20 protein-coding genes are annotated in these 22,334 nt (G+C 73.7%); 14 read left to right on the top strand and 6 right to left on the bottom strand.

The genetic code is table 11. From position 1 onward, the window contains the following. Nucleotides 1-4: 4 nt before the first annotated feature. The 3 genes from Cch01nite_RS00715 to Cch01nite_RS00705 all read right to left on the bottom strand — a co-directional run bounded on the left by Cch01nite_RS00715 (nucleotide 5) and on the right by Cch01nite_RS00705 (nucleotide 5,932). Complete coding sequence (locus tag Cch01nite_RS00715) at nucleotides 5-1,270, bottom strand: acetate/propionate family kinase (RefSeq protein ID WP_203747320.1); 1,266 nt, start codon at nucleotides 1,268-1,270, stop codon at nucleotides 5-7. Next, entirely contained in the window at nucleotides 1,267-3,378 is a 2,112-nt protein-coding gene (pta, locus tag Cch01nite_RS00710) for a phosphate acetyltransferase (RefSeq protein WP_203747319.1), read from the bottom strand. Before pta ends, Cch01nite_RS00715 begins: the two co-directional genes overlap by 4 nt. Nucleotides 3,379-3,454: 76 nt before the next feature. After that, the gene (locus Cch01nite_RS00705; protein WP_203747317.1) at nucleotides 3,455-5,932 is read right to left on the bottom strand and encodes a phosphoketolase family protein; all 2,478 of its coding nucleotides are present in this window, start codon (nucleotides 5,930-5,932) and stop codon (nucleotides 3,455-3,457) included. A gap of 299 nt (nucleotides 5,933-6,231) precedes the next feature. Here Cch01nite_RS00705 and Cch01nite_RS00700 point away from each other — a divergent pair, with 299 nt between their 5' ends. The 4 genes from Cch01nite_RS00700 to Cch01nite_RS00685 all read left to right on the top strand — a co-directional run bounded on the left by Cch01nite_RS00700 (nucleotide 6,232) and on the right by Cch01nite_RS00685 (nucleotide 8,594). Next, nucleotides 6,232-7,056: an SURF1 family protein gene (locus Cch01nite_RS00700; protein ID WP_239069693.1), complete on the top strand. Its 825-nt coding sequence runs from the start codon at nucleotides 6,232-6,234 to the stop codon at nucleotides 7,054-7,056. 85 nt (nucleotides 7,057-7,141) lie between these two features. Beyond that, on the top strand, nucleotides 7,142-7,831 hold the full coding sequence (locus tag Cch01nite_RS00695) for a hypothetical protein (protein ID WP_203747315.1): 690 nt from the start codon (nucleotides 7,142-7,144) through the stop codon (nucleotides 7,829-7,831). Continuing rightward, nucleotides 7,828-8,061: a helix-turn-helix domain-containing protein gene (locus Cch01nite_RS00690; RefSeq protein WP_203747313.1), complete on the top strand. Its 234-nt coding sequence runs from the start codon at nucleotides 7,828-7,830 to the stop codon at nucleotides 8,059-8,061. The genes Cch01nite_RS00695 and Cch01nite_RS00690 overlap by 4 nt, the downstream gene beginning before the upstream one ends. Nucleotides 8,062-8,234: 173 nt before the next feature. Beyond that, nucleotides 8,235-8,594, top strand: a complete 360-nt coding sequence (locus Cch01nite_RS00685) for a DUF952 domain-containing protein (RefSeq protein WP_203747311.1) — start codon at nucleotides 8,235-8,237, stop codon at nucleotides 8,592-8,594. Nucleotides 8,595-8,653: 59 nt separating this feature from the next. Here Cch01nite_RS00685 and arfB read toward each other — a convergent pair whose 3' ends face one another. The 3 genes from arfB to Cch01nite_RS00670 are packed head-to-tail and all read right to left on the bottom strand — an operon-like array spanning nucleotide 8,654 to nucleotide 12,625. Next, nucleotides 8,654-9,082 (bottom strand): alternative ribosome rescue aminoacyl-tRNA hydrolase ArfB, encoded by a 429-nt coding sequence (gene arfB / locus Cch01nite_RS00680; RefSeq protein WP_203747309.1) that lies wholly within the window; start codon nucleotides 9,080-9,082, stop codon nucleotides 8,654-8,656. Between the two features lies 1 nt (nucleotide 9,083). Then, nucleotides 9,084-10,817: an ABC transporter ATP-binding protein gene (locus Cch01nite_RS00675; protein WP_203747306.1), complete on the bottom strand. Its 1,734-nt coding sequence runs from the start codon at nucleotides 10,815-10,817 to the stop codon at nucleotides 9,084-9,086. Beyond that, nucleotides 10,814-12,625 (bottom strand): ABC transporter ATP-binding protein, encoded by a 1,812-nt coding sequence (locus Cch01nite_RS00670; RefSeq protein WP_203747303.1) that lies wholly within the window; start codon nucleotides 12,623-12,625, stop codon nucleotides 10,814-10,816. Before Cch01nite_RS00670 ends, Cch01nite_RS00675 begins: the two co-directional genes overlap by 4 nt. 605 nt (nucleotides 12,626-13,230) lie before the next feature. Here Cch01nite_RS00670 and Cch01nite_RS00665 point away from each other — a divergent pair. The 10 genes from Cch01nite_RS00665 (at nucleotide 13,231) to Cch01nite_RS00620 (ending at nucleotide 22,170) form a co-directional block, all read left to right on the top strand. Then, nucleotides 13,231-14,046, top strand: a complete 816-nt coding sequence (locus tag Cch01nite_RS00665) for a hypothetical protein (protein ID WP_203747300.1) — start codon at nucleotides 13,231-13,233, stop codon at nucleotides 14,044-14,046. Next, nucleotides 14,043-14,771 carry a Flp pilus assembly protein CpaB gene (cpaB, locus tag Cch01nite_RS00660; RefSeq protein WP_203747297.1) on the top strand — a complete coding sequence of 243 codons (729 nt, stop codon included), beginning with the start codon at nucleotides 14,043-14,045 and terminating at the stop codon, nucleotides 14,769-14,771. The genes Cch01nite_RS00665 and cpaB overlap by 4 nt, the downstream gene beginning before the upstream one ends. After that, entirely contained in the window at nucleotides 14,771-16,351 is a 1,581-nt protein-coding gene (locus Cch01nite_RS00655; RefSeq protein WP_203747294.1) for a CpaE/TadZ family protein, read from the top strand. The genes cpaB and Cch01nite_RS00655 overlap by 1 nt, the downstream gene beginning before the upstream one ends. Further along, entirely contained in the window at nucleotides 16,348-16,698 is a 351-nt protein-coding gene (locus Cch01nite_RS00650) for a TadE/TadG family type IV pilus assembly protein (protein ID WP_203747291.1), read from the top strand. Before Cch01nite_RS00655 ends, Cch01nite_RS00650 begins: the two co-directional genes overlap by 4 nt. Further along, nucleotides 16,698-18,161: a TadA family conjugal transfer-associated ATPase gene (locus Cch01nite_RS00645; protein ID WP_203747288.1), complete on the top strand. Its 1,464-nt coding sequence runs from the start codon at nucleotides 16,698-16,700 to the stop codon at nucleotides 18,159-18,161. Before Cch01nite_RS00650 ends, Cch01nite_RS00645 begins: the two co-directional genes overlap by 1 nt. Next, nucleotides 18,158-19,081 carry a type II secretion system F family protein gene (locus Cch01nite_RS00640; protein ID WP_203747285.1) on the top strand — a complete coding sequence of 308 codons (924 nt, stop codon included), beginning with the start codon at nucleotides 18,158-18,160 and terminating at the stop codon, nucleotides 19,079-19,081. Before Cch01nite_RS00645 ends, Cch01nite_RS00640 begins: the two co-directional genes overlap by 4 nt. Then, nucleotides 19,078-19,986, top strand: a complete 909-nt coding sequence (locus Cch01nite_RS00635) for a type II secretion system F family protein (RefSeq protein WP_203747283.1) — start codon at nucleotides 19,078-19,080, stop codon at nucleotides 19,984-19,986. The genes Cch01nite_RS00640 and Cch01nite_RS00635 overlap by 4 nt, the downstream gene beginning before the upstream one ends. A gap of 2 nt (nucleotides 19,987-19,988) precedes the next feature. After that, entirely contained in the window at nucleotides 19,989-21,143 is a 1,155-nt protein-coding gene (locus tag Cch01nite_RS00630) for a sensor histidine kinase (RefSeq protein WP_203747282.1), read from the top strand. Next, nucleotides 21,133-21,789: a response regulator gene (locus Cch01nite_RS00625; protein WP_203747281.1), complete on the top strand. Its 657-nt coding sequence runs from the start codon at nucleotides 21,133-21,135 to the stop codon at nucleotides 21,787-21,789. The genes Cch01nite_RS00630 and Cch01nite_RS00625 overlap by 11 nt, the downstream gene beginning before the upstream one ends. Before the next feature lie 177 nt (nucleotides 21,790-21,966). Continuing rightward, nucleotides 21,967-22,170 carry a hypothetical protein gene (locus Cch01nite_RS00620; RefSeq protein ID WP_203747280.1) on the top strand — a complete coding sequence of 68 codons (204 nt, stop codon included), beginning with the start codon at nucleotides 21,967-21,969 and terminating at the stop codon, nucleotides 22,168-22,170. Nucleotides 22,171-22,334: the final 164 nt, after the last annotated feature.

The raw sequence follows: 22,334 nt of genomic DNA, 5'->3' as shown, positions 1-22,334 counted from the left end.
CGCGTCACGCGTGACCGGCCACCGCGGGCGCGGGGTCCGACTCGTCGCTCGTCCCCTCGAGGCCGGCCGCCTCGATCGTGGCGACGGCCTGCCGGGCGATGGCCAGCTCCTCGTTCGTCGGCACGACGAGCACGCGGGTGCTCGCCCAGTCCGCCGAGACGATCGTCGCGACCTTCTTGCGGCCCGCGTTGCGCTCCGGGTCGAGCGCGATGCCGAGCGGCTCCAGCCCGGCGCACGCGAGCGCGCGGACGATGTCGTCGTTCTCGCCGACCCCGGCGGTGAACGTGATCGCGTCGACCCGGCCGAGCACCGCGACGTACGCGCCGATGTACTTGCGCAGCCGGTGGATGTACACGTCGAGGGCCCGCTGCGCGGCCGCGTCGCCGCCCTCGATGAGCTGGTGCAGGGAGCGGAAGTCGTTCTCGCCCGCGAGCCCCTTGAGGCCGGAGCGGCGGTTGAGCAGGTCGTCGACGTCGTCGACGGACATGCCGGCGTTGCGCTGCAGGTGGATGAGCACGGCTGCGTCGATGTCGCCCGAGCGGGTGCCCATGACGAGCCCCTCGAGCGGTGTCAGCCCCATGGACGTCTCGACGGCCACGCCGCCGCGCACCGCCGACGCGGAGGCGCCGTTGCCGAGGTGCAGGACGATCTGGTTGAGGTCCGCCAGCGGGCGGCCGAGCACCCGGGCGACCTCGCCCGACACGTACTGGTGGGACGTGCCGTGGAAGCCGTACCGCCGCACGCCGTGCTCCCGGGCCACGTCGACGTCGATCGCGTACGTCGCCGCCGCGTCGGGCAGCGTGTGGAAGAACGCCGTGTCGAACACGACGACGTGCGGCACGTCCGGCAGCAGCTCGCGTGCCACCGTGATGCCGGTGAGGTTCGGCGGGTTGTGCAGCGGCGCGAGCGGGGACAGGGCGTCGATCTTCGCGATCACGTCGTCGTCGACGACGGCCGGACCCGTGAACGTCGAGCCGCCGTGCACCACACGGTGGCCGACCGCGATCACGTGCGCCTCGGACAGTCGCGGCCCGACCTCGTCGAACAGCCCCAGCACCGTGCGCAGGCCCGCGTCGTGGTCGGGCACCGGGTCGGTGCGCTCCACCGTGGTGTCGCCGAACGTGTGCTTGACGACGCCCGCCTCCTCGCCGATCCGCTCGACGATGCCCGACGCGATCGCGGCACCCCCGACGGGGTCGACGAGCTGGTACTTGATCGACGACGAGCCGGAGTTCACGACGAGCACGCTGCCGTGCGGGTGCTGGTTCATCGGGTCGTCGCCTCCGCGGGCTCGGTCGTGGTGGTGGTGAGGGCGGCGAGCGCCTGCGCCTGGATCGCCGTGATGGCGACCGTGTTGACGATGTCCTGCACGAGCGCGCCGCGCGACAGGTCGTTCACGGGCTTGCGCAGGCCCTGCAGCACGGGGCCGATCGCCACGGCGCCCGCCGAGCGCTGCACGGCCTTGTACGTGTTGTTGCCGGTGTTGAGGTCGGGGAAGACGAACACGGTCGCCCGGCCCGCGACCGTCGAGTCGGGCAGCTTCGTCTGCGCGACCGACGCGTCCACGGCGGCGTCGTACTGGATCGGGCCCTCGACGGACAGGTCCGGCCGGCGCTCGCGGACCAGCTCGGTCGCGGCGCGGACCTTGTCGACGTCGGCGCCGGACCCCGACGCGCCCGTCGAGTACGACAGCATCGCGATCCGCGGCTCGATGCCGAACTGCACCGCGGTCGCCGCCGACGAGATCGCGATGTCCGCGAGCTGCTCGGCGGTCGGGTCGGGGATGACCGCGCAGTCCGCGTACACCAGCACCCGGTCCTCCAGGCACATGAGGAACGCGCTCGACACGCTCCCGACGCCCGGCTCGGTCTTGATGATCTCGAACGCCGGCTTGATCGTGTGCGCCGTGGTGTGGGCCGCGCCGGAGACCATGCCGTCCGCGAGCCCGAGCTGCACCATGAGCGTGCCGAAGTACGACACCGACGGGACGATCTCCTTGGCCCGCTCCACCGTCATGCCCTTGTGCTTGCGCATCTCGGTGTACTCGGTCGCGAACCGCTCCAGCAGCGGGCCCGCGTGCGGGTCGACGACGTCGGCCTCCGCGAGGTCGAGGCCCAGCTCCGTGGCCCGGGTGCGGATCGCGGTCTCGTCGCCGAGGATCGTCAGCCGGGCGACGCCACGACGCAGCAGCGTGGAGGCGGCCCGCAGGATCCGGTCGTCGTCGCCCTCCGGCAGCACGATGTGGCGCTTGTCGGACCGGGCCCGGTCCAGCAGCGCGTACTCGAACATCAGGGGCGTGACGACCTCCGGGTGCGCCACGTCGAGCGCCGCGAGCAGCGCGGCACCGTCGACGTGCTCCTCGAACAGCGCCAGGGCCGTGTCCACCTTGATCTGCGAGTCGGCGGACAGGCGACCGCGCACGGCGGCGGCGGCGCTCGCGGACCGGAACGTGCCGAGGTCCGTCTGGATGATCGGCAGCCGCGTGCCGAGACCGTTGATGATGCGGCTGATGACCTCGGGCGGCTGGAACCCGCCGTTGAGGACGATGCCCGCGAGCGACGGGAACCCCTCGGCCTGGTGCGCCATGAGGAGGCCCAGCAGGATGTCGGAGCGGTCGCCGGGCGTGATGAGCACGGCGCCGTCGGCGATCCGGTCCAGGAGATGCTCGACGGACATCGCACCGACGAGCATGTCGAGCACCTCGCGGGAGAGCAGGTCCTCGTCGCCGTGGATGAGCCGCCCGCCGACCGCGTCCGCGACCTGCCGGACGGTCGGTGCGGTGAGCAGGGGGTTCTCGGGGAGCGCGAACGACGGCAGGCCCGTGCCTCCGGCGAGCAGGGCGCGCACGTCGTCGACCTGGCGCGACGAGCACCGGTTGGCGACGACCGCGACGACCTGCGCGTGGTTCGCGTGCATCTCCGCGATGACCACCTCGGCGGTCTGGTGCACGGCCGCCGGCTTCTTGCCCGTCCCGTTGATCACGAGCACCACGGGCGCACCCAGGTTGGCCGCGATCCGGCCGTTGTACGCGAGCTCGGTCGGCCCGGCGACGTCCGTGTAGTCGGTGCCGACCACGACGACCGCGTCGCAGCGGCGCTCGACGTCGTGGAAGCGCTGCACGATGACCCCGAGTGCCGCCTCCGGGTCCGCGAGCACGTCCTCGTACGTCACGCCGACGCACTCGTCGTACGTGAGGTCCACACCGTCGTGCGCGAGCAGCAGCTCGAGGACGTAGTCCCGCGTCTCCGTGGACCGGGCGACCGGCCGGAACACGCCGACCCGCTGCACGGTCCGGGTGAGGAGGTCGACGAGGCCGAGGGCCACGACCGACTTGCCGGAGTCCCCTTCGGGGGACGCGAGGTAGATGCTGCGGGCCACGGTGGTCGTCTCCTGGTGCTGTGATGGTGCGGTGCCCGGGCGGTCGGGGTCGCCGCCCGCCCGGGCGTCGTGCGTGCTACTCGTTGTCCCCGCCGGTGGAGAGCGTCGCGGCGACCTCCCCGGAGTCGGCGGCGTCGCCCGCGTCGGGCCACACCCAGTCGCGGACCTCCGGCAGGTCGTCCCCGTGCTCGCGCGTGTACTCGCGGGCCCGCAGACGGGCGTCGACCATCTTCTGGCGGAGCCCGGCCTGCGCGGTGCCGAGGTGCGGGACCTGGTCGATGACGTCGATGACGAGGTGGAAGCGGTCGAGGTCGTTGAGCATCACCATGTCGAACGGCGTCGTGGTGGTGCCCTCCTCCTTGTAGCCGCGCACGTGGATGTTGCTGTGGCCCGTGCGGCGGTAGGTGAGGCGGTGGATGAGCCACGGGTAGCCGTGGTACGCGAACACCACGGGCCGGTCGGGCGTGAACAGGCCGTCGAACTGCTTGTCGGACAGGCCGTGCGGGTGCTCCCGCTCGTCCTGCAGCCGCATGAGGTCGACGACGTTGATGACGCGCACCTTGAGGTCCGGCAGCTCGCGCTTGAGGATGTCGGCCGCGGCCAGCACCTCGAGCGTCGGCACGTCGCCCGCGGCGGCCAGCACCACGTCGGGCTTCTCGCCCGGCACCTCGGTGCCCGCCCAGTCCCAGATGCCCAGGCCGCGCGTGCAGTGCGCGATCGCCTCGTCCATCGTGAGGAAGTTCGGCGCCGGCTGCTTGCCGGCGACGACGACGTTGACGTACTGGCGGCTGCGCAGGCAGTGGTCGTACGTCGACAGGAGCGTGTTCGCGTCCGGCGGCAGGTACACCCGGACGACCTCGGCCTTCTTGTTCACCACGTGGTCGATGAACCCGGGGTCCTGGTGGCTGAACCCGTTGTGGTCCTGGCGCCACACGTGGCTGGACAGCAGGTAGTTGAGGCTCGCGACGGGCCGCCGCCACGGGATGTCGTTCGTGACCTTCAGCCACTTGGCGTGCTGGTTGAACATCGAGTCGATGATGTGGATGAACGCCTCGTAGCTGGTCAGCAGCCCGTGGCGCCCCGTCAGCAGGTAGCCCTCGAGCCACCCCTGGCACTGGTGCTCGGACAGCATCTCCATCACGCGGCCCGCGCGGGCCAGGTGCTCGTCGACGTCCGCGCCGTAGAACTCGGCGTTCCACTGCTTGTCCGTCACGTCGAACACGGCCTGCAGGCGGTTCGACGCCGTCTCGTCGGGCCCGAAGATCCGGAAGTTGTCCGGGTTCTGCCGGATGACGTCCGTGAGCCACTGCCCGAGGATGCGCGGCGCCTCGCTGATCGACCCGCCCGGCGCGGGCACGTCGACCGCGTAGTCGCGGAAGTCCGGCAGCCGCAGGTCCTTGAGCAGCAGCCCGCCGTTCGCGTGCGGGTTGTCGCTCATCCGCAGGTGGCCCTCGGGGTTGATCGCCCGCACGTCGTCGTGCACGCGGCCGTTCTCGTCGAACAGCTCGTCCACCCGGTACGACTCGAGCCACTGCCGCAGCACGTCGAGGTGCTCCGGGGTGTCCCGGGCGCTCGCCAGCGGCACCTGGTGCGCCCGCCACGAGCCCGTCGTCTTCTTGCCGTCGATGGTCGCCGGACCCGTCCAGCCCTTCGGGGTGCGGAACACGATCATCGGCCACTGCGGTCGCCGCTCGTCGCCCTCGCGGGCGAGCCGCTTGATCTCGGCGATCTCGTCGAGCACCTCGTCGAGCAGCGTCGCGAACCGGCGGTGGACGTCGACGTGCGGCTCGTCGTCGAACCCCGCCACGAACACGTGCGGCTTGTGCCCGTACCCGACCATCAGCGACTCGAGCTCCTCGTCGCTGATGCGGGCGAGGACCGTCGGGTTGGCGATCTTGTAGCCGTTGAGGTGCAGGATCGGCAGCACGACGCCGTCCTGCTCCGGGTTGACGAACTTGTTCGAGTGCCAGCTCGTGGCCAGCGGCCCGGTCTCCGCCTCGCCGTCGCCGACGATCGTCGCGACCAGCAGGTCGGGGTTGTCGAACGCCGCGCCGTACGCGTGGGACAGGGCGTACCCGAGCTCGCCGCCCTCGTGGATCGAGCCGGGCGTCTCGGGCGCGACGTGCGACGGGATGCCGCCCGGGAACGAGAACTGCCGGAACAGCCGGCGCAGGCCCTCCTCGTCCTCCGTCATGTCGGAGTACACCTCGGAGTACGTGCCGTCGAGGTACGCGCTCGCGACGAGCCCGGGACCGCCGTGACCGGGGCCGATGATGTAGATCGTCGACTGCTGCCGCTCCGCGATGGCCCGGTTGAGGTGCGCGTAGATGAAGTTCAGGCCGGGCGTGGTGCCCCAGTGGCCGAGCAGGCGCGGCTTGACGTGGTCACGGGTGAGCGGCTGCCGCAGCAGCGGGTTGTCGAGCAGGTAGATCTGACCGACGGACAGGTAGTTCGCCGCGCGCCACCACTTGTCGATGCGCTCGAGCGTCTCGGTCTCGACCACCCCGCCCGTGCCGGTGCGCCAGGCGGTGGACGCCGACGTCGTCGTGCTCATTGCGTGCTCCCCGTGATCGTCCGAAGGTCCTCCGGCGGCGGGCCGCCGGTGCCGATGCCAGCCTTGCGTGGGACGGGGCCGCGACCCGGGACGTACGTCCCGGCAACCCCCTGTCAGGTCACGTCGACGCCCACCTGTCATACAACCGCACTCACGCCGGACCCGCACGGGTGTGGGAGATCACACGACGACGTGCCCCTGGTGTCCACGTGCAGGTCAGCGGCCGTTCGCCCGTGCGTGGGCACCGGGGGGCCGGTGGGCGGTCCGGGGCACCGCGGCGGCCGGGTTACCGTGGCGGCGTGACCGAGCCGCGCCCGCAGACGACGCTGCTGCGCGCCGCCGTGCGGCCTCGGATGATCGTGCTGCTCGTGGTGCTCCTGGCGGCCGCGGCGGTGTGCGCCCGGCTCGGGGCCTGGCAGCTCGACCGGGCTCAGGTGCGGGGCGCGAAGGCGGAGGACCGGCACGTCGCCGCGCTCGTCGCCGCCCCGCCCGTCCCGCTCGGCGACGTCCTCACGCCGCAGACCTCGTTCCGCGGCGACATGGTCAGCCGCAAGGTCACCGTGACCGGCGCGTACGACGCCGCCGGACAGCTCCTCGTGGGCGGCCGCGCGCACGACGGGGTCACCGGGTACCTCGTCGTCACGCCGCTGCGCGAGCCCGGGGGAGCGGTGCTGCCCGTGGTGCGCGGGTGGGTCGCCGCACCGGCCGACGCCGACGTGCCGCCGGCCGGCGACGTGACCGTCGTCGGGTACCTGCAGGCGTCCGAGCAGGCCGGGGACGGGGTGCGGCTCGGTGAGGACGGGACCAGCGGCCGCGCCGACGCGGTCTCGTCCGCCGAGCTCCTCAACGTGTGGGGCGGCCCCATCTACACCGGCTACCTCGTCGTCGCGACCTCCGACCCCGCCCAGTCGGACGCGGTCGCGATCCTCGACCCGCCCCGCAAGCCCGGCGCCGGGCTCAACCTGCAGAACCTCGCCTACGCCGCGCAGTGGTGGCTGTTCGGCGGGTTCGCGGTGCTGCTGTGGCTCCGGCTGGTCCGCGACGAGGCCGCCGGCGGCCGACCGGAGCCGCGCGGCTCGTCCCCGGCCCCGGCGGGTCCACCGGCACCGCCGGCCGCCGCCTGACGCCCCGCCTCGTTTTCGCCCTCGCGCGGGACCGACCTCCGCTACGGTGCGCCATATCGATTCTCGATGTGCCAAGGAGCTTCCCGTGCCGGTCGACACCGCCGCCCACCGTCCTTCCGCCGCGCCCGACCGCATCGCGCGCTGGATCGACCGGCTCGCGACCGGCCTCGTGCTGCTCGGCTGGATCGCCGGCTTGGGCAGCGTCGCGTACGTCGTCAACGGCGCGACGCAGGCACCGGCCACCGTCAAGGTCCCGGTCCTGCTCGCTGCCGAGCCGTCCGCGGGATGGGGCAACGTCCAGCTCGAGCTCCCCGGCGTCGAGATCCCGGACGGCTGGGTGTCCGGCGCCGAGCCCACCGGCGGCGTGAACGTCGACAGCCGGGTGACGCTGGCGGCCTGGGGGTCGACCCGAGCTGAGCAGGTGCTCGCCCGCGGCAGCGGGCTCGTGGGCGGGATCGCGTTCCTCGCGGGCGCACTGCTCCTCCAGCCCGTGCTCCGTGCTGTCGCCGGTGGTCGCCCGTTCGCCCCCGGAAGCTCGCGCCGGATCGCCTGGTCAGCGGCCGTCGTGGGGGTCGCCGGGGTCGTCGCGCCGCTGCTGCCGCAGTGGGCGGGCCTGCTCGTCCTGGCCCGCACCGGGCTCGACGCGAACCCGACGTTCGCCGGCGTCGTGCAGCTGTCGTTCGACTCGGTGTGGGTGGCGGTGCTGGTCCTCGTCGTGGCGGTCGCGTTCGCGGCGGGCGAGCGCATGACGCGCGACGTCGAGGGGCTCGTGTGACCGCGGACGACGACCATCGCGTCGTGTGCCGCCTCGACCGGCTGCTCGCCGAGCGGGGGATGACGCTCGTCGAGCTCGCCGAGCGGGCGGGGATCACCGTGGCGAACCTGTCCGTCCTCAAGAACGACCGCGCGCGTGCCATCCGGTTCACCACGCTGACCGCGGTGTGCGACGTGCTGGCCTGCACACCGGGAGACCTGCTCGGGATCCGGCCCGCCCCGGAGGGGTGATCTGGCCCGCATCGGACCGACCCGCCAGTTGTCGTGTTGTCATTTGCCGAGCCGTTGAGCGACAAACCTCGAGCTTGTCGTGTCAGGAGTACGTCGCCTCCTGCACGAGGGCTTGCCACCGAGGAGCGGGCGGTCGCCCGCCGAGGTGCCGGCGACGTGGTTGGCTGGCGCGCATGGGGCTCTGGCATCTCGCGCACCGCGCCGACTGGGACGCCGCGTGTGCGGCCGGCACGTACCGGGTCTCGACCAGGGGCCGGACGCTCGACGAGGTGGGCTTCGTGCACGCGTCGAGACCCGCACAGCTCGCCCACGTCGCAGAGGCCGTGTACGCGGACGACCCCGAGGACCTCGTCGTCCTGGTGCTCGACGAGGCGCTGGTCGGCGCGGCGGGCGTCCCGGTGATCGAGGAGGACGGTGGGACGGGTGAGCTGTTCCCGCACGTGTACGGCCCGATCGACCCGTCGTGGGTGACGGAGGTGCTGCCCGCCCGGTTCGACGAGCACGGGCGGTTCCGCGTGGACGTGCCCGGCTGACCTGACGGCTCGAGCCGAGCGTCACGCACCTCCGGCCGGCCGAGGTGAGGTCGGGTCGATCAGCCCAGCGGCGGCCGGCGGCGCAGCTCCTTGACGGCGCGCCGCTGCTTCTCCCCGGCGGCCCGCCGCTCGCGCGACGCGCGGCTCGGCCGGGTGGCCCGGCGGGGCGGGCCCGGGGGCGTGAGCGCGTCGTCGAGGATCGCGACGACGCGGGCGAGCGCGGCCTCCCGGTTGCGCAGCTGGGACCGCTGCTCGGACGCGGCGACGGTCAGCACGTCGCCGCGCAGCCGGTGCGCGAGCCGCTCACGGACCCGCTCCTCCTGCTCGGGCACCACCCAGAGCACGGCCGTGAGGTCCACGGACAGCTCCGCGCGCGAGTCCGCGGTGTTCACCGACTGACCGCCGGGGCCGCCGGACCGCGAGAAACGCCACGAGAGGGCGTCGTCCGGAAGGACGACACCCCCTCGCAGGGCGATCGGGCCGGTCATCTCACTCGTGCTGCCACGAGTGCCACAGCGCGGCGTAGTCGCCGCCGGCGGCCACCAGCTCGTCGTGCGGCCCGATCTCGGAGATTCGGCCCGCGTCGACCACGGCGACCCGGTCGGCGTCGTGCGCGGTGTGCAGCCGGTGCGCGATCGCGACGACGGTCCGGCCCGCCAGGACGGCCGACAGCGACTTCTCGAGGTGCCGTGCCGCCCGCGGGTCGAGCAGGGACGTCGCCTCGTCGAGCACGAGCGTGTGCGGGTCGAGCAGCACCAGCCGGGCGAGCGCGATCTGCTGGGCCTGGGCGGGCGTCAACGGGGCGCCGCCGGAGCCGACCTCGGTCGCGAGCCCGTCGGGCATCGCGGCGACCCAGTCCCACGCCTCGACGGCCCGCAGGGCGCGCTCCAGGTCCGCGTCGGTCGCGGTGTCGTCGGCGAGCCGCAGGTTGTCCCCGACCGTCCCGACGAACACGTGGTGCTCCTGCGTGACGAGCGCGACGTGCCCGCGCAGCTCCTCCAGCGGCAGGTCGACGAGCGGCACGCCGCCGACCGTCACGGAACCGCCGGTGGGCGGGTGGATGCCGGCGAGCATGCGCCCGAGCGTCGACTTGCCCGCACCGGACGGCCCGACGACGGCCAGCCGCTCGCCGTGCCGCAGGTCGAGGTCGATCGAGTGCAGCACGTCGTGCCCCTCGCGGTACGCGTACCGCAGGCCACGGGTGCTGATGTCCTCGTCGGCGGGCGTGCCCTCGCGCGTCTCGCGGTCCGGCTCGACGAGCTGCACGCCGACGATGCGCGCGAGCGACGTGGCGGCCACCTGGATCTCGTCGACCCAGAAGATCAGCTCCCAGACGGGCCCCGTCACCTGGTACGTGTACATGACGATCGTGACGACGGCGCCGAGCGAGACGTAGCCGTTCGACGCGAGGTACCCGCCCCACAGCAGCACCGCGACGGGCGCGAGCACGAACGCGAGGTCGATCCCGGGGAACAGGACCGTGCGCAGCCGCAGCGTCTCCTTCTCGGCGAGGAACGCCTCGTGCAGGTTCGCGTTGACGCGGCCGAGCCGGCGCGGGCCGAGACGCAGCGCGTCGACGGTGCGGGCGCCCTCGACGGACTCCGTGATCGTGCCGTTGAGCGCCGCGTACGACGCGGACTCGCGCTGGTAGGCGGGCGTCGCGCGCTTGAGGTACCAGCGGACGACGACGAGCATCCCGGGCACGCCGACGAACATCGCGACCGCCACCAGCGGCGACATGAGCAGGCTCGCGGCGACGGTGAGCGTGATCGTGACGACGGCGACGATGACCCGCGGCACGCCGAACCGGACGGCGTGCTGCAGCCGGTTGACGTCGTTCGTCGTCCGCGCGACGAGGTCGCCCGTGCCGGCCCGCTCCACCGTGGACAGCGGCAGCGACGTGACGGTCTCGATGAACTCCTCGCGGAGCTGCGCGAACACCATCTCGCCGAACACCATCGACGACTTCTGCGCGAACCGGATGAGCACGGTCTGCGCGAGCACGGCGGTGACGCCGAACGCGATGAGCCGGTCGACGTAGGAGACGCTCGTGCCGTCGTTGACGGCGTCGACGAGCCGGCCCAGCAACCACGGACCGGTCAGGCCCGCGACCGCGGCGAGGGTGTGCAGCGTCGCGATCTTCGTCAGCGGCCGGCGGTGCGTGCGCAGCAGGTGGGTCGCGTACGCCCGCACGGCGGCCGAGTCGGCGATGGGGAGCTTCACGGTCGTCCTCCTCCCTGGGTCACGGAGTCCTCCAGCAGGTCGAGCTCGGGGGCGGCGTCCTCCGCCGCCTCCTCGTCGAGGTGCCGCCCGACGACGCGCCGGTAGGCGGCGGCGGTGAGTGCCCCGGCCGCACCGGACAGCAGCTCGTCGTGCGTGCCGCGGGCCACGAGCTGGCCGTCCTGCACGAACTGCACCTCGTCGACGTGGTCCAGCACGAGCGGCGACGCGGTGACGACGAGCGTCGAGCGCCCGCGCCGGGCGTCCGCGAGTCGCGACGCGATCCGCGCCTCGGTGTGGGCGTCGACCGCGCTGGTCGGCTCGACGAGCACGAGGATCTCCGGGTCGAGCAGCAGCGCCCGGGCGAGCGCGACGCGCTGCCGCTGGCCGCCCGAGAGCGACCGGCCCTTCTCGGGCAGCTCGCCCGCGAGGCCGTCGGGCACGGAGTCGAGCACGTCGTGCGCGTCGGCGAGCGCGACGGCCGCGAGGAGGCGGTCCTCGTCCTGGTCGCCGTGCACGTCGAGCTCCTCGGCGAGCACGCCGGAGAACAGGTGCGGCGTCGCCTCGGCGACGACGATCCGGCGGCGGACGTGCTCCTTGTCGATCTCGGCGAGCAGCACGTCGCCGAGCCGGACCGGGGTGTCGGCCTCGCCGTCGTCGTCGAACCGGCCGAGTCGGGTCGCGATGCGCGCCGACTCGTCCGGGTCGGCGCCGACGAGCGCGACGACGCGTCCGGGCTCGATGGTGACGCCGCTGGTCTCGTCGACGAGCGGGACCTCGCCGTCCGGTGCCTGCGCGGTCGCCGGCCGGGCACCCGTGGACGGCACGACCTTGAGCACGTTGATGACCTTCCCGGCGCCGACGTGGGCGCGGGTGGCGGCCTGCAGCATCATCGTGGCGTTCTGCACCGGCCAGCCCAGGAACGCGGCGTAGCCGTAGGTGGCGACGAGCTGGCCGGGCGTGATCTCGCCCGCGAGCGCCATGTGCGCGCCGAGCCAGATGAGCACGGCGACGAACAGGCCGGGCAGCAGCACCTGCAGCGCGTCGAGCCACGACTGGGTGGTCGCCACGGCGACGCCCCGGCCGCGCACGACCTGCGACTGCTCGCGGTAGCGGGCGTTGAACACGCCCTCGCCGCCGATGCCGCGCAGGATGCGCAGGCCGGAGACTGTGTCGGACCCGAGCGTCGTCAGGCGGCCCGACGCCTCGCGCTGGGCGGCCTGGCGATGCTGCAGCGGCTTGACCAGCAGGCCCAGGGCGACCGCGACGGTCGGCAGGCCGAGGAGCACGACGAGGCCGAGCGTGACGGACAGCCGCAGCATGAAGACGGCGGCGACGCCGTAGGCGACGATGCTGCCGACGAACCGGGCGGCCACCGCGTAGACCTCGCCGATCCGCAGCGCGTCGTTGGCGACCGCGGAGACGACCTCACCGGTCGGCAGCTCGGCGGTGATCGCGTGCCCGGACCGCGACACGGTCCGTCCGACGAGCTGGGACGACGTGAACGCGGCCCGCAGCCAGTTCGCGATGTCGAACCGGTGGCCGACCGCGGAGGCGGCGGCGCTGACCACGCCGAGCACGCCCAGGGCGCCGGCGGCGCGCCACAGGTCGGGGCCGAAGCCGTGCGCGAGGCCGCCGTCGATCGCGCGGCCCGTCAGTGCGGGCAGGATCGCCTGGCAGGCGAACATGAGGATGCCGAGCGCGACGGCGACGAGGAGGATGCCCCACTGCCGGCGCGCCAGCCACCACAGCAGCGCCAGCGGGCCGGTGAGCGGCGGCGTGCCGGGGTCGTCGAGGGGGAGGGAGCGCACGGGCACCAACGTTACGTGCTGGTACCGACACGCCTCGAAACGTTTTCCGCCGTCCCGGACGCGCCCCGCGAGCGAGGGTCGCGCGTCCCGCCTCGGGCCGCCGCGGGCCCGGCCGGATGGGCCCCAGCGCCCACGACCGGTGCAGGCCCGCGGGCCCGCGCGGGCCGCCGGGGCCCACCCGAGGGCCCGTCGCGGCGGGACCGGCCACCGCCACGATGGGCGCCGTGCCCGACCGCCCCCTGACCCGCGCGCCGGGCCGACCCGCCGTGCGGCTGCCCGCCGCGCGGGCGGTCGAGCCGCGGGTCGCTCGGTCGGGCGAACCCGGCGGACCCGACCGTGTCGAGGGCCGCTGGGCCGGTCGGGTGATCCTGCGGCGCGCGTCCCGCATGGTCACCCGGGGCAACGATGAGCAGACGCTCATCCGGGTGGATTCGTCCCCGTACGTACGGTCTGTCCGAATAGCATGTGCGCTCGTCGCTCCCCGGCGTACCGGTCGGGACGCGAAGGTCGTCGTCACGCGAGCCCGTCACGCGGAGCCGTCGACGACCACCCGACCGCCTCGGACGCCCGCCCACCGCACGCCTCACCAGGGGAGTACCGCCCGGATGCCCTCGATCGTCGTCTCCGCCATGGTCGCCTCGGCGGACCCGCTCCCGGCGCCCCCGGGCGTCCCGCGGTCGACGGTCGTCGCGCCCGCCGACCTCGCAGGGCCGGACCCGGGCGTCGTCGCCGGGGCGTCGCACGCCCTGCTGGTGGGCGAGCGCAGGCACGAGCTCCTCGTGCGCAAGCAGGCCGCCGCGCTCGCCGACCGCGGTGTCGCGGTGGCCTGGCGGACCCTCCCGCACGGGCCCGGCGCGCTCCTGATGCTGGCGTCCCAGGCGGCGTCGGCGTCGCTGTCGGCCGGCGAGACCGTCGCCTTCCTCGACGCGCTCGCGGCGCAGACGTGGAGCGGCGCGTGGACGCCGAGCGTCACCAAGCTCGAGGACCCCGCGCCGTCGATGAGCCAGCACGTGCGCTCCCTGTCCCCGGGCGGCGACGGCTTCGTCGTCACCCTGTCCGGTCCCGCGCCGGCCGTCCGCGGCGTCGGGCCGCGGGCACGGCCCGACGAGCCCGCCGTCGACAGGGGAACCCTGTACTGCGGCGGGCTGGACCGCGTCCCGGCACACGCCCGGACCCACCTGCTCGCCGCGAGCGGCTGCACCGAGATCGTCGACCTGCCGGGCATCCGCCCCCGCGAGCACGACCGGCTCGGCACGAGCCGCGCCGTCGAGGCGGTCGCCCTGCCCGGCGGGGCCGGGGTGTACCTGCCCGCGATGACCGGCCGCTGCCCCGCGTGCGCCGAGCCCGTCTTCACCGACTTCTGCCCGTTCTGCCATGTCCGCCGGACCGTGTCCGTCGAGCCCCGAGGAGCAAGTGCGTGAACCCCCGCCAACGACGAGGTGTCCTGTTCATCCTGCTCTCCGCGGCGCTGTCCGTCGTCGTGTTCTTCCTGGTGGCGTCCTACGTCGGCAGCGTGTCGAGCAAGGTCGGCTCGATGGTGACCGTGTACCGGGCGGCGGAGGCGCTCCCCGCGTTCGCGGTCCTCGACGAGTCCGCCCTCGTCGCCGACGAGGTCCCCGAGAGGTGGGTCTCGCCCTCGGCGCTCGTGTCGAAGGACGACCTCGTCGGGCGCAAGGTCGGCGTCAACCTCGACGCGGGCACGCTCCTGTCGAGCGACCTGCTCGTACCGCCGTCGGACCTCAGCCCGACCGAGCGTGAGATCGCCATCAACGTCGACGAGGTGACCGGCATCGCCGACCGCGTGCGGCCCGGCGACCACGTCGACATCTACGCCGTGTTCGCCGACGTGCCGGGACTGCCCAAGCAGGTCCGGGTCCTCGTCGAGGACGTCCGCGTGGTCTCCGTGCGCGGCAGCCAGGTGCAGGTCGACGAGAACAGCGCGACCGGACAGTCGACCGTCGTCCCGGTCACGCTCGCGCTCGAGCCGAACGACGCGCTCGCCGTCACGTACGCCGCCGCCTTCGCGAAGGAGGTCCGGCTCGTCGGGCTCCCCGCCGGATCCGGCGAGGACCGGACCGGTGAGGAAGGTGACTTCGACGCCGGGAACCTCGGCGGCGAGGCCGTTCCGGAAGGGGTGAACGGCTGATGGCCGGCACTGTCGTCATCGGGTGCGCCGACCAGTCCCTGGCGTACGAGCTGCGGGCCCAGATCGCCGAGGCCGCGGACGTCGAGGTCGTCGGGGTCGGCGAGACCACCACCGAGCTCACCGACCTCGTGCTGCAGCACGACCCGAGCATCGTGCTGGTGCACGACCTGCTCGGGCCGGAGCCGGTGCACCAGGTGGTCCGCGACCTGAGCCTGCGCCGGCCTGCGAGCGTCGCGATCGTCGTCACGAGCGACGGCGACCCGGAGTCGCTCGCCTCGGCGATGGACGCGGGCGCGCGTGGCGTCCTGTCGTACCCGCTGTCGTTCGCCGACGTGCAGCAGCGCGTCAACACCGCGCTCGACTGGTCGCGGCACATGCACTCGATGCTGCTCAGCGCGTCGGCGGACGGCGGCAGCGCCCGCGGCCGCGCCATCGTCGTGGCGGTCGCCGGCACCAAGGGCGGCGTCGGCACGACGACCGTCGCCACCCACCTCGCGTGGGACGTGCGGCGCGAGCTGCCGGACCACAAGGTCCTCGTCGTCGACCTGGACCTCGAGAAGGGCGACGTCACGAGCCTCATCGAGGCGCGCGCCCGCACGTCCGTCGCCGACCTCGCGAAGGTCGCGCAGGACCTGTCGGTGCGCACCGTCGCGGACGCCGTCTTCCAGCACGAGTCGGGCCTGCACCTGCTCCTCCCGCCGGACGACGTGCGTGACGTCGAGTGGGTGACGCCGTCCGCGATCCGGCAGATCGTCGGCCTGCTGCGTCAGCAGTACGACCTCGTGATCGTCGACGTCGGGTCGCACGTGACGCCGGTGCAGGCCGCCGTCGTCGAGATCGCCGACGAGGTCGTCTCCGTCATCACGCCCGACCTCATGAGCATCCGGGCCCTGCGCCGGAACCTGCGCTGGTGGGAGTCGCTGCAGGTGCGCAAGCCGGAGACCGTGCACGTGCTGCTCAACAAGTCGTCGCGGCAGGACGAGGTCCAGCCCGAGACGGTGCGGCGGCTGTCGCCCGGCGCGATGCTCACGACGGTCATCCAGGACATGGGGCACCGGCTGGAGAGCGCGATGAACTCCCGCGCCCCCGAGCTGGTCACCGAGGTCGCCTGGTGGAAGGCCCTGCGGGCGGTCGGCCGGGAGGTCGGCGTGGTCCGTTCGACCGCCACGGCGTCGCCCGAGGCGGGCGCCGCGCCCGGCACCCGGCGGGCCGCCGGCCGCCGGCAGAAGGTCGGGGACGCCGGGTCGGCCGCCGTCGAGCTGGTCGCCCTGCTCCCGATGATCTTCCTGGTCTGCGCGGTGCTGTGGCAGCTCGGCCTGACGGGGCTCACGTACGTGTGGACCGGGTACGGCGCGTCGGAGGCGGCACGTGCCGTGCAGCTCGGCGAGACGCCCGCGCAGGTGCGCGCCGCGACGCTCGACGCGTTCCCGACAGGGCTGCGGGACGACGTCGACCTCGAGCTCGCGAGCCCGCTGCCGTCGTCCGTCGACGTGAGCGTGCGCATCCCCGCGGTCGCCCCCGGGCTGATGAGCACGCCGTGGACGGCGACCGTGTCGCGAGAGGTGGTGCAGGAGCCGTGACCCGACGGCGCGCCCCACGCCCCCGCGACGAGCGCGGCTCGACGGCGATCGAGATGCTCGGCCTCGTCCCGATCTTCGTCGCCGTCGTGCTCGCGTTCCTCCAAGTCGCCGCGTTCGGGCTCACCGCTCACGCCGCGAACCAGGCGGTCCGCGACGGCGCCCGGGCGGCGAGCCTCGGCCGGTCGGTGCCGGCCGCCGTGGACGCCTCGCTGCCGAACGGTCTGCGGACCGCGCAGATCACGTACCCCGCCGGTGCCGTGCGGATCGAGGTCCCGGTGCCCCGCATCGCGATCTTCCCGTCGTTCACGGTCACCCGTCAGGCCGTCATGCCGCGGACGGCGCCCTGATGCGCGCGGGATTCGGCGAGTGGGACCACCGCCAGGACCAGGCCCTCGAACCGGCGGTCGCCGCCCCGGTCGCGGCCTCGTCGCGCAGCGACCTCGACGAGAGCCTCGTCGCGTCGTTCAAGCGCAAGCTGCTCGACGAGGTCGACCTGCACGAGCTCGGCCGCCTCGACCCCGGTCAGCGCCGCATCCGGCTCGAGCGCGTCGTCGCCCACCTCGTGTCGACCGAGGGCGTCATCCTCACGACGCGCGAGCGCAACGCCCTCATCCGTCGCGTCGTGGACGAGTCCATCGGCCTCGGTGTGCTCGAGCCGCTGCTCGCCGACGACTCGATCTCCGAGATCATGATCAACGGCCCCGAGACCATCTACGTGGAGCGGTTCGGCCAGGTCGAGCGTGTGCCCGCGGCGTTCGCGTCCGAGGAGCAGCTGCGCCAGACGATCGACCGGATCGTCTCGACCGTGAACCGGCGCGTCGACGAGTCGAGCCCGATGGTCGACGCGCGGCTCCCCGCCGACGAGCGGATGCCGCGCGGCGCCCGTGTGCACGTGGTGCTGCCCCCGCTGGTGCTCAACGGCCCGACCGTCACGATCCGGCTGTTCCCGAAGTCGTACGGCCTCGACGAGCTGCTCAACCGCGGCAGCCTCGACCGGGGGACGGCCGAGCTGCTCGCCGCCTGCGTCCGGGCCCGGCTGAACATCATCGTCTCCGGGGGCACGTCGTCCGGGAAGACGACGATGCTCAACGCGCTGTCGGCGTTCATCCAGTCGCGGCAGCGCATCATCACCATCGAGGACGCCGCGGAGCTCTCGCTCGGGCAGGAGCACGTCGTGCGCCTGGAGACGCGGCCCGCGAACGTCGAGGGGCACGGCCAGGTCACGATCCGCGACCTCGTCCGCAACGCGCTGCGCATGCGCCCCGACCGCGTGATCGTCGGCGAGGTCCGCGGCGGCGAGGCGCTCGACATGCTCCAGGCGATGAACACCGGCCACGAGGGCTCCCTCGCGACCGTCCACGCGAACTCACCGGTCGACGCGCTGATCCGCCTGGAGACCCTCGCGTCGATGAGCGACGTCGACGTGCCGTTCCACGCCCTGCGCGACCAGGTGAACAACGCCGTCGACCTCGTCATCCAGCTGCTGCGCGGCTCCGACGGGACGCGGCGCGTCGTCGAGGTGGGCTGGGTGGCGTCCCGGCACCGGGAGGACTTCGTCGTCCAGCCGCTCATGCGGTGGGACCCCGAGATCCCGAACCCGGTCGGCCCGCCCGGGCGGTTCGTCCGGTACCCGATCCCGCAGCCGATCCTCGACCGGCTCCGCATCGCCGGTGAGCCGATCGGCATCGCCGCGGGCGCCCCGACGGCCCCCGCACCGCCCGCACCCTCCGCACCGCTCGCACCGCTCGCACCCCCCGCGCCCCCGGCGCAGCCCGGCGCGCACGCCGCGACCGGAGGGAGGACGCCGTGACCGTCCTGGTGATCCTGGTCGCGGTCGTGGCCGCCGCGATCCTGCTCGTCGTCGGGATCGGGGACCTCGGGTCGGTCGCGGCCCGGCGACGCTCGTTCATCGCCGGCGTCATGGCGGACGAGGTCGGCTCCCAGACGCGGTTCGCCGCGTGGGACCGGTCGTTCCGCCGGACGCGGCCCGGCCGGTGGGTCGAGAGCCAGCTCCTGCTCGCCGGTGAGGAGAGCCGCCCGCCGCTGCTCGTCGCGCTCGTCGCCGTCGGCGGCGGCGTGCTCGTCGGCTGGGTGCTCGCCGTCGGCCTGGCACCGCTGTTCGGGCTGCTCGGCGTGGCCGCCGTCGTCCTCGGGATCCGGTCGTACCTCGCCCGGGCCCGCGACCGGCGCAACGAGCAGTTCATCACCCAGATGCCCGAGCTCGCGCGGGTCATGTCCAACGCGACGAGCGCGGGGCTGTCCATCGCGTCGGCCGTGAGCGTCGCGGCGGCCGAGCTGTCGGCGCCCGCCGGGCCCGAGCTCGCCCGCGTCGCGTCCCGGATGCGGTTCGGCGACAGCCTCGAGACCGCGATGCAGGGTCTCGAGAGCCGGCTCCCGTCGCGGGAGGTCACCGTCCTCGTCTCGACGCTCCTCGTCAGCGCGCGCAGCGGTGGCTCGCTGGTGACGGCGCTGCGGGACATCGCGGACACGCTCGAGGCGCGGCGCGAGATCCGCCGCGAGGTCCGCACGACCCTCGCGCAGTCGACGTCGACCGGGTACATGGTCATCGCGCTCGGCTTCGGGCTGCTGTTCCTGCTCAACTTCATCCAGCCCGGCACGGTGCAGGCGATGCTCGACTCCTGGGTCGGCCGCGCGGCGCTCGTGGTCGGCTCGGCCCTGTTCATCGGCGGCTTCCTGCTCATCCGGCGGATGACGAGGTACAACGGATGAGCGCGCTGGTGGTGCTCGGCGCCGGTCTCGGGGCCGCGCTCGCGGCGGTGCTCCTCCTGGTCGGGTACCGGACGATGCGGCGCGACGCCCTCGACACGCTCGCCGTCGACGACCTGCGGCTCCTGCGGGGCCAGCAGCGCCGCCGCGCCGAGGGGGAGTTCCCGCTCGAGCGGCTCGCACGCGGGCAGGTGCCGCGGCTGCGTCGCCTGCTCGGTCAGCGCCGCCTCGCGCAGTTGCAGCGCATGATCGACGAGGCCGGCCGCCCCGACGGGCTGACCGTCGACGGCTACCTCACCCGCACCGCCTGGTGGGCGATCCTCGTCCTGCCGGTGTTCGTCGTCATGCTGCTCGCGGGCAGCGTCGCGGGTGCGCTGCTGGCGCTCGTGGTGCCGGTCGTGCTCCCGCTCAGCCGGGTGGCGGGCGAGCAGCGGCGACGGCGTGAGCGCATCGACCGCGACCTGCCCGACTTCCTCGACGTCCTCGCCGTGACGGTGATGGCGGGCGTGAACTTCCGGGCCGCGCTCGCGCGCGTCGCCGAGCGGTTCCAGGGCCCGCTGGGGGAGGAGATCACGCTCACGCTGCACCAGATCGCCAACGGCGCGTCGGTGCGGGACGCGTTCGACGACCTGCGCCGGCGGAGCTCGTCCGAGGCGGTCGCGCAGTTCGTGTCGGCGCTCCTGCAGTCCCAGGAGCTCGGCGCGCCGCTCGCGGAGTCGCTGCGGATGATCGCGGACGACATGCGCCGCGAGAGCGGCCAGCGTCAGCGCCGCGCCGCCGCCCGCACCGCCCCGCGCGTCACGCTCGTCACGTCGCTCGTCCTCGTCCCCGGCGCCCTCGTGTTCGTCGTCGTGGGGCTGTTCCTCGGCGCCGACGTGGACCTCGGCTCGCTGCTGGACGGGTTCTGACGGTGGACCGCGACTTCGTCCACCAGATCGTCGGCGTCGCCCTGCTCGTGCGGCTGCTGGCGATCACGGTCGCGCTCGTCGGGATGGTCGGCGAGGCGCTCACCGGGGCGATGCTCGCGTGCGTGCTCGTGCTGTCCGCGACGAGCTTCCTGTTCCTCGTCTACCCGGCCGTCGCGCGGTTCGTGGTGCACCACCCGCTCGCAGTCGTCGGCGACCTGCTGCTCACCCTCACCGTCGTCGCGGCGCTCGGCGTGGAGAGCCCCCTCGTGCTGGCGACGTTCTCGACCGCGCTGATCATGGGGCTGCTGTTCGACCGGCGGGTTGCGGTGCTCGGTGCGACCGCGATGGTGGCGGGCTACCTGCTGGTGCACGTGCTCCAGGAGTCCTCCCGGGCCGGGTTCATGGTCACTCTGGGCATCCCCGCGCTGTACGTGGCGCTGGTCGCGATCGGTGCGGTCGTCCGCCACGCGCACGAGCGCGAGAAGGAGGCCGCCCGTGAGCTCGTCGCGGCGCACCGTGCGGTCGCGTCCGCCGACGAGCGCGCCCGGCTCGCCCGCGAGATGCACGACTCGCTCGGCAAGACGCTGCACGGCATCGCCATGGCGGCGGAGGCGCTGCCCGGGTGGGTGGAGCGTGACCCGGAGCGGGCGGCGGAGTACGCCGGGCGGCTCGCGGACGCGTCCCACCAGGCCGCGGCGGAGGCCCGCACGCTGCTGGTGCGGATGCGGGCCGACGAGCCCGACCGGCCGCTCGCGCAGGTCCTCGCCGAGCAGTGCCGGCGGTGGTCGACGGACACGGGCACGGCGTGCGACTTCGCGACGCACGGCGTCGTGGACCTGCCCACGGGCGCGCGCTACGAGGTGCTGGCGATCGTGGCGGAGGCCCTGGAGAACGTCGCGCGGCACGCGCAGGCGTCCCGCGTGGAGGTGAGCCTGACGGACACCGACGGGCAGGTCGTCGTCTCGGTCGCGGACGACGGCAAGGGCTTCGAGCCGCAGGCGGACGGGCGCAGCCCGCGCCACCACTTCGGCCTGACCGGCATGCGGGAACGGGCCGCGCACGCCGGGGCGATGCTCGACGTCCGGTCCGCGCCGGGCCGCGGCACACGCGTCGTCGTCACGGTCGGCCCGGTGGAGGTGGTGGCGGGTGCTCGCTGACGGTGAGGGCGCGCTCGCGCCGGTCACGGTGGTGATCGTCGACGACAACCCGGTGATCCGGATGGGTCTGCGCAGCCTCGTGGAGTCCTCGGCGCGGCTGCGCGTGGTCGGGGAGGCCGGCGACGGCGAGGAGGCCGAGCGGGTCGTGCGGGCCGTGCTCCCGGACGTCGTGCTGCTCGACGTGCGGATGCCGCGGCGCGACGGGGTCCAGGTCGCCTCCGCGGTCCGCGCGTGGACGAAGGTCCTCATGCTCACGTACTCGGACGCGCCCGAGGTCGTCCGGGCGGCGGTCGACGCCGGCGCCTCCGGGTACCTCGTGCACGGCACGTTCCAGTCGCACGAGCTCGAACGGTCGATCCTCGCGGTCGCCGAGGGGTCGTTCCTGCTGTCGCCCGTCGCCGCGCAGGCGCTGCGCTCGACGTGGGAGGTGCAGCCCGCCCCGGCCCCGGTCCGTCCCGACGTGGGCCTGTCCGAGCGGCAGCGCGAGGTCATGGAGCTCATCGCGGCGGGGCGCACGAACGCCGAGATCGCGGCGCGGTGCTACCTGTCGGAGAAGACCGTGAAGAACCACGTCAACCACATCTTCGCGCGCCTCGGCGTGCGGACCCGGGCGGAGGCGGTGTCGCTGTGGCTCGGCGGGTCCTGACCCGATGGGTCCGCACCGGCGGGCCGGATGGGTCCGAAGTTGGGCCCACGGACCCGCCGCGACCTGCGGGTCGATTCGTAGCGTTCTCGTCATCAGCACGGGCCGACCAGCCCGGGCCCACCAGCTCAGCAGCACCGTCCGGAGCCACCGGGCGGCCACTCGTCGAGGAGGACCCTCATGACCCGCATGTTCGTCAACACCAAGATCCGCCTGCAGAAGGCCCTCGAGGCGCGCGAGGCGGGCCAGGGCACGCTGGAGTACCTCGGCATCGTCGTCGTCGTGGCGCTCCTCATCACGGCCCTCATCGCGGGCTTCACGAAGTGGGACCTCGCCTCGAAGCTGGGTACCGCGCTCGACAAGATCACGACGGCGATCGCCTGACCCGTCGTCCCCGGCACGCACCGACGCCGGCCGTGGCTCCTCGCCACGGCCGGCTCTCGGCGTCCCGGAACCTGGCAGGGGTGTTCACGGCCGTGAGCGCCCGCGATACGGTCGGGCGCCGCACGGGACGTGCCCAGTCGACTGGCAAGAGGAGTCACCTGTGA

The sequence above is a fragment of the Cellulomonas chitinilytica genome (assembly GCF_016862675.1).
Classification (GTDB): Bacteria; Actinomycetota; Actinomycetes; order Actinomycetales; family Cellulomonadaceae; genus Cellulomonas; species Cellulomonas chitinilytica.
The sequence above is the reverse complement of the archived record's forward strand: the minus strand, read 5'-3'. Positions and strand labels throughout refer to the sequence as shown.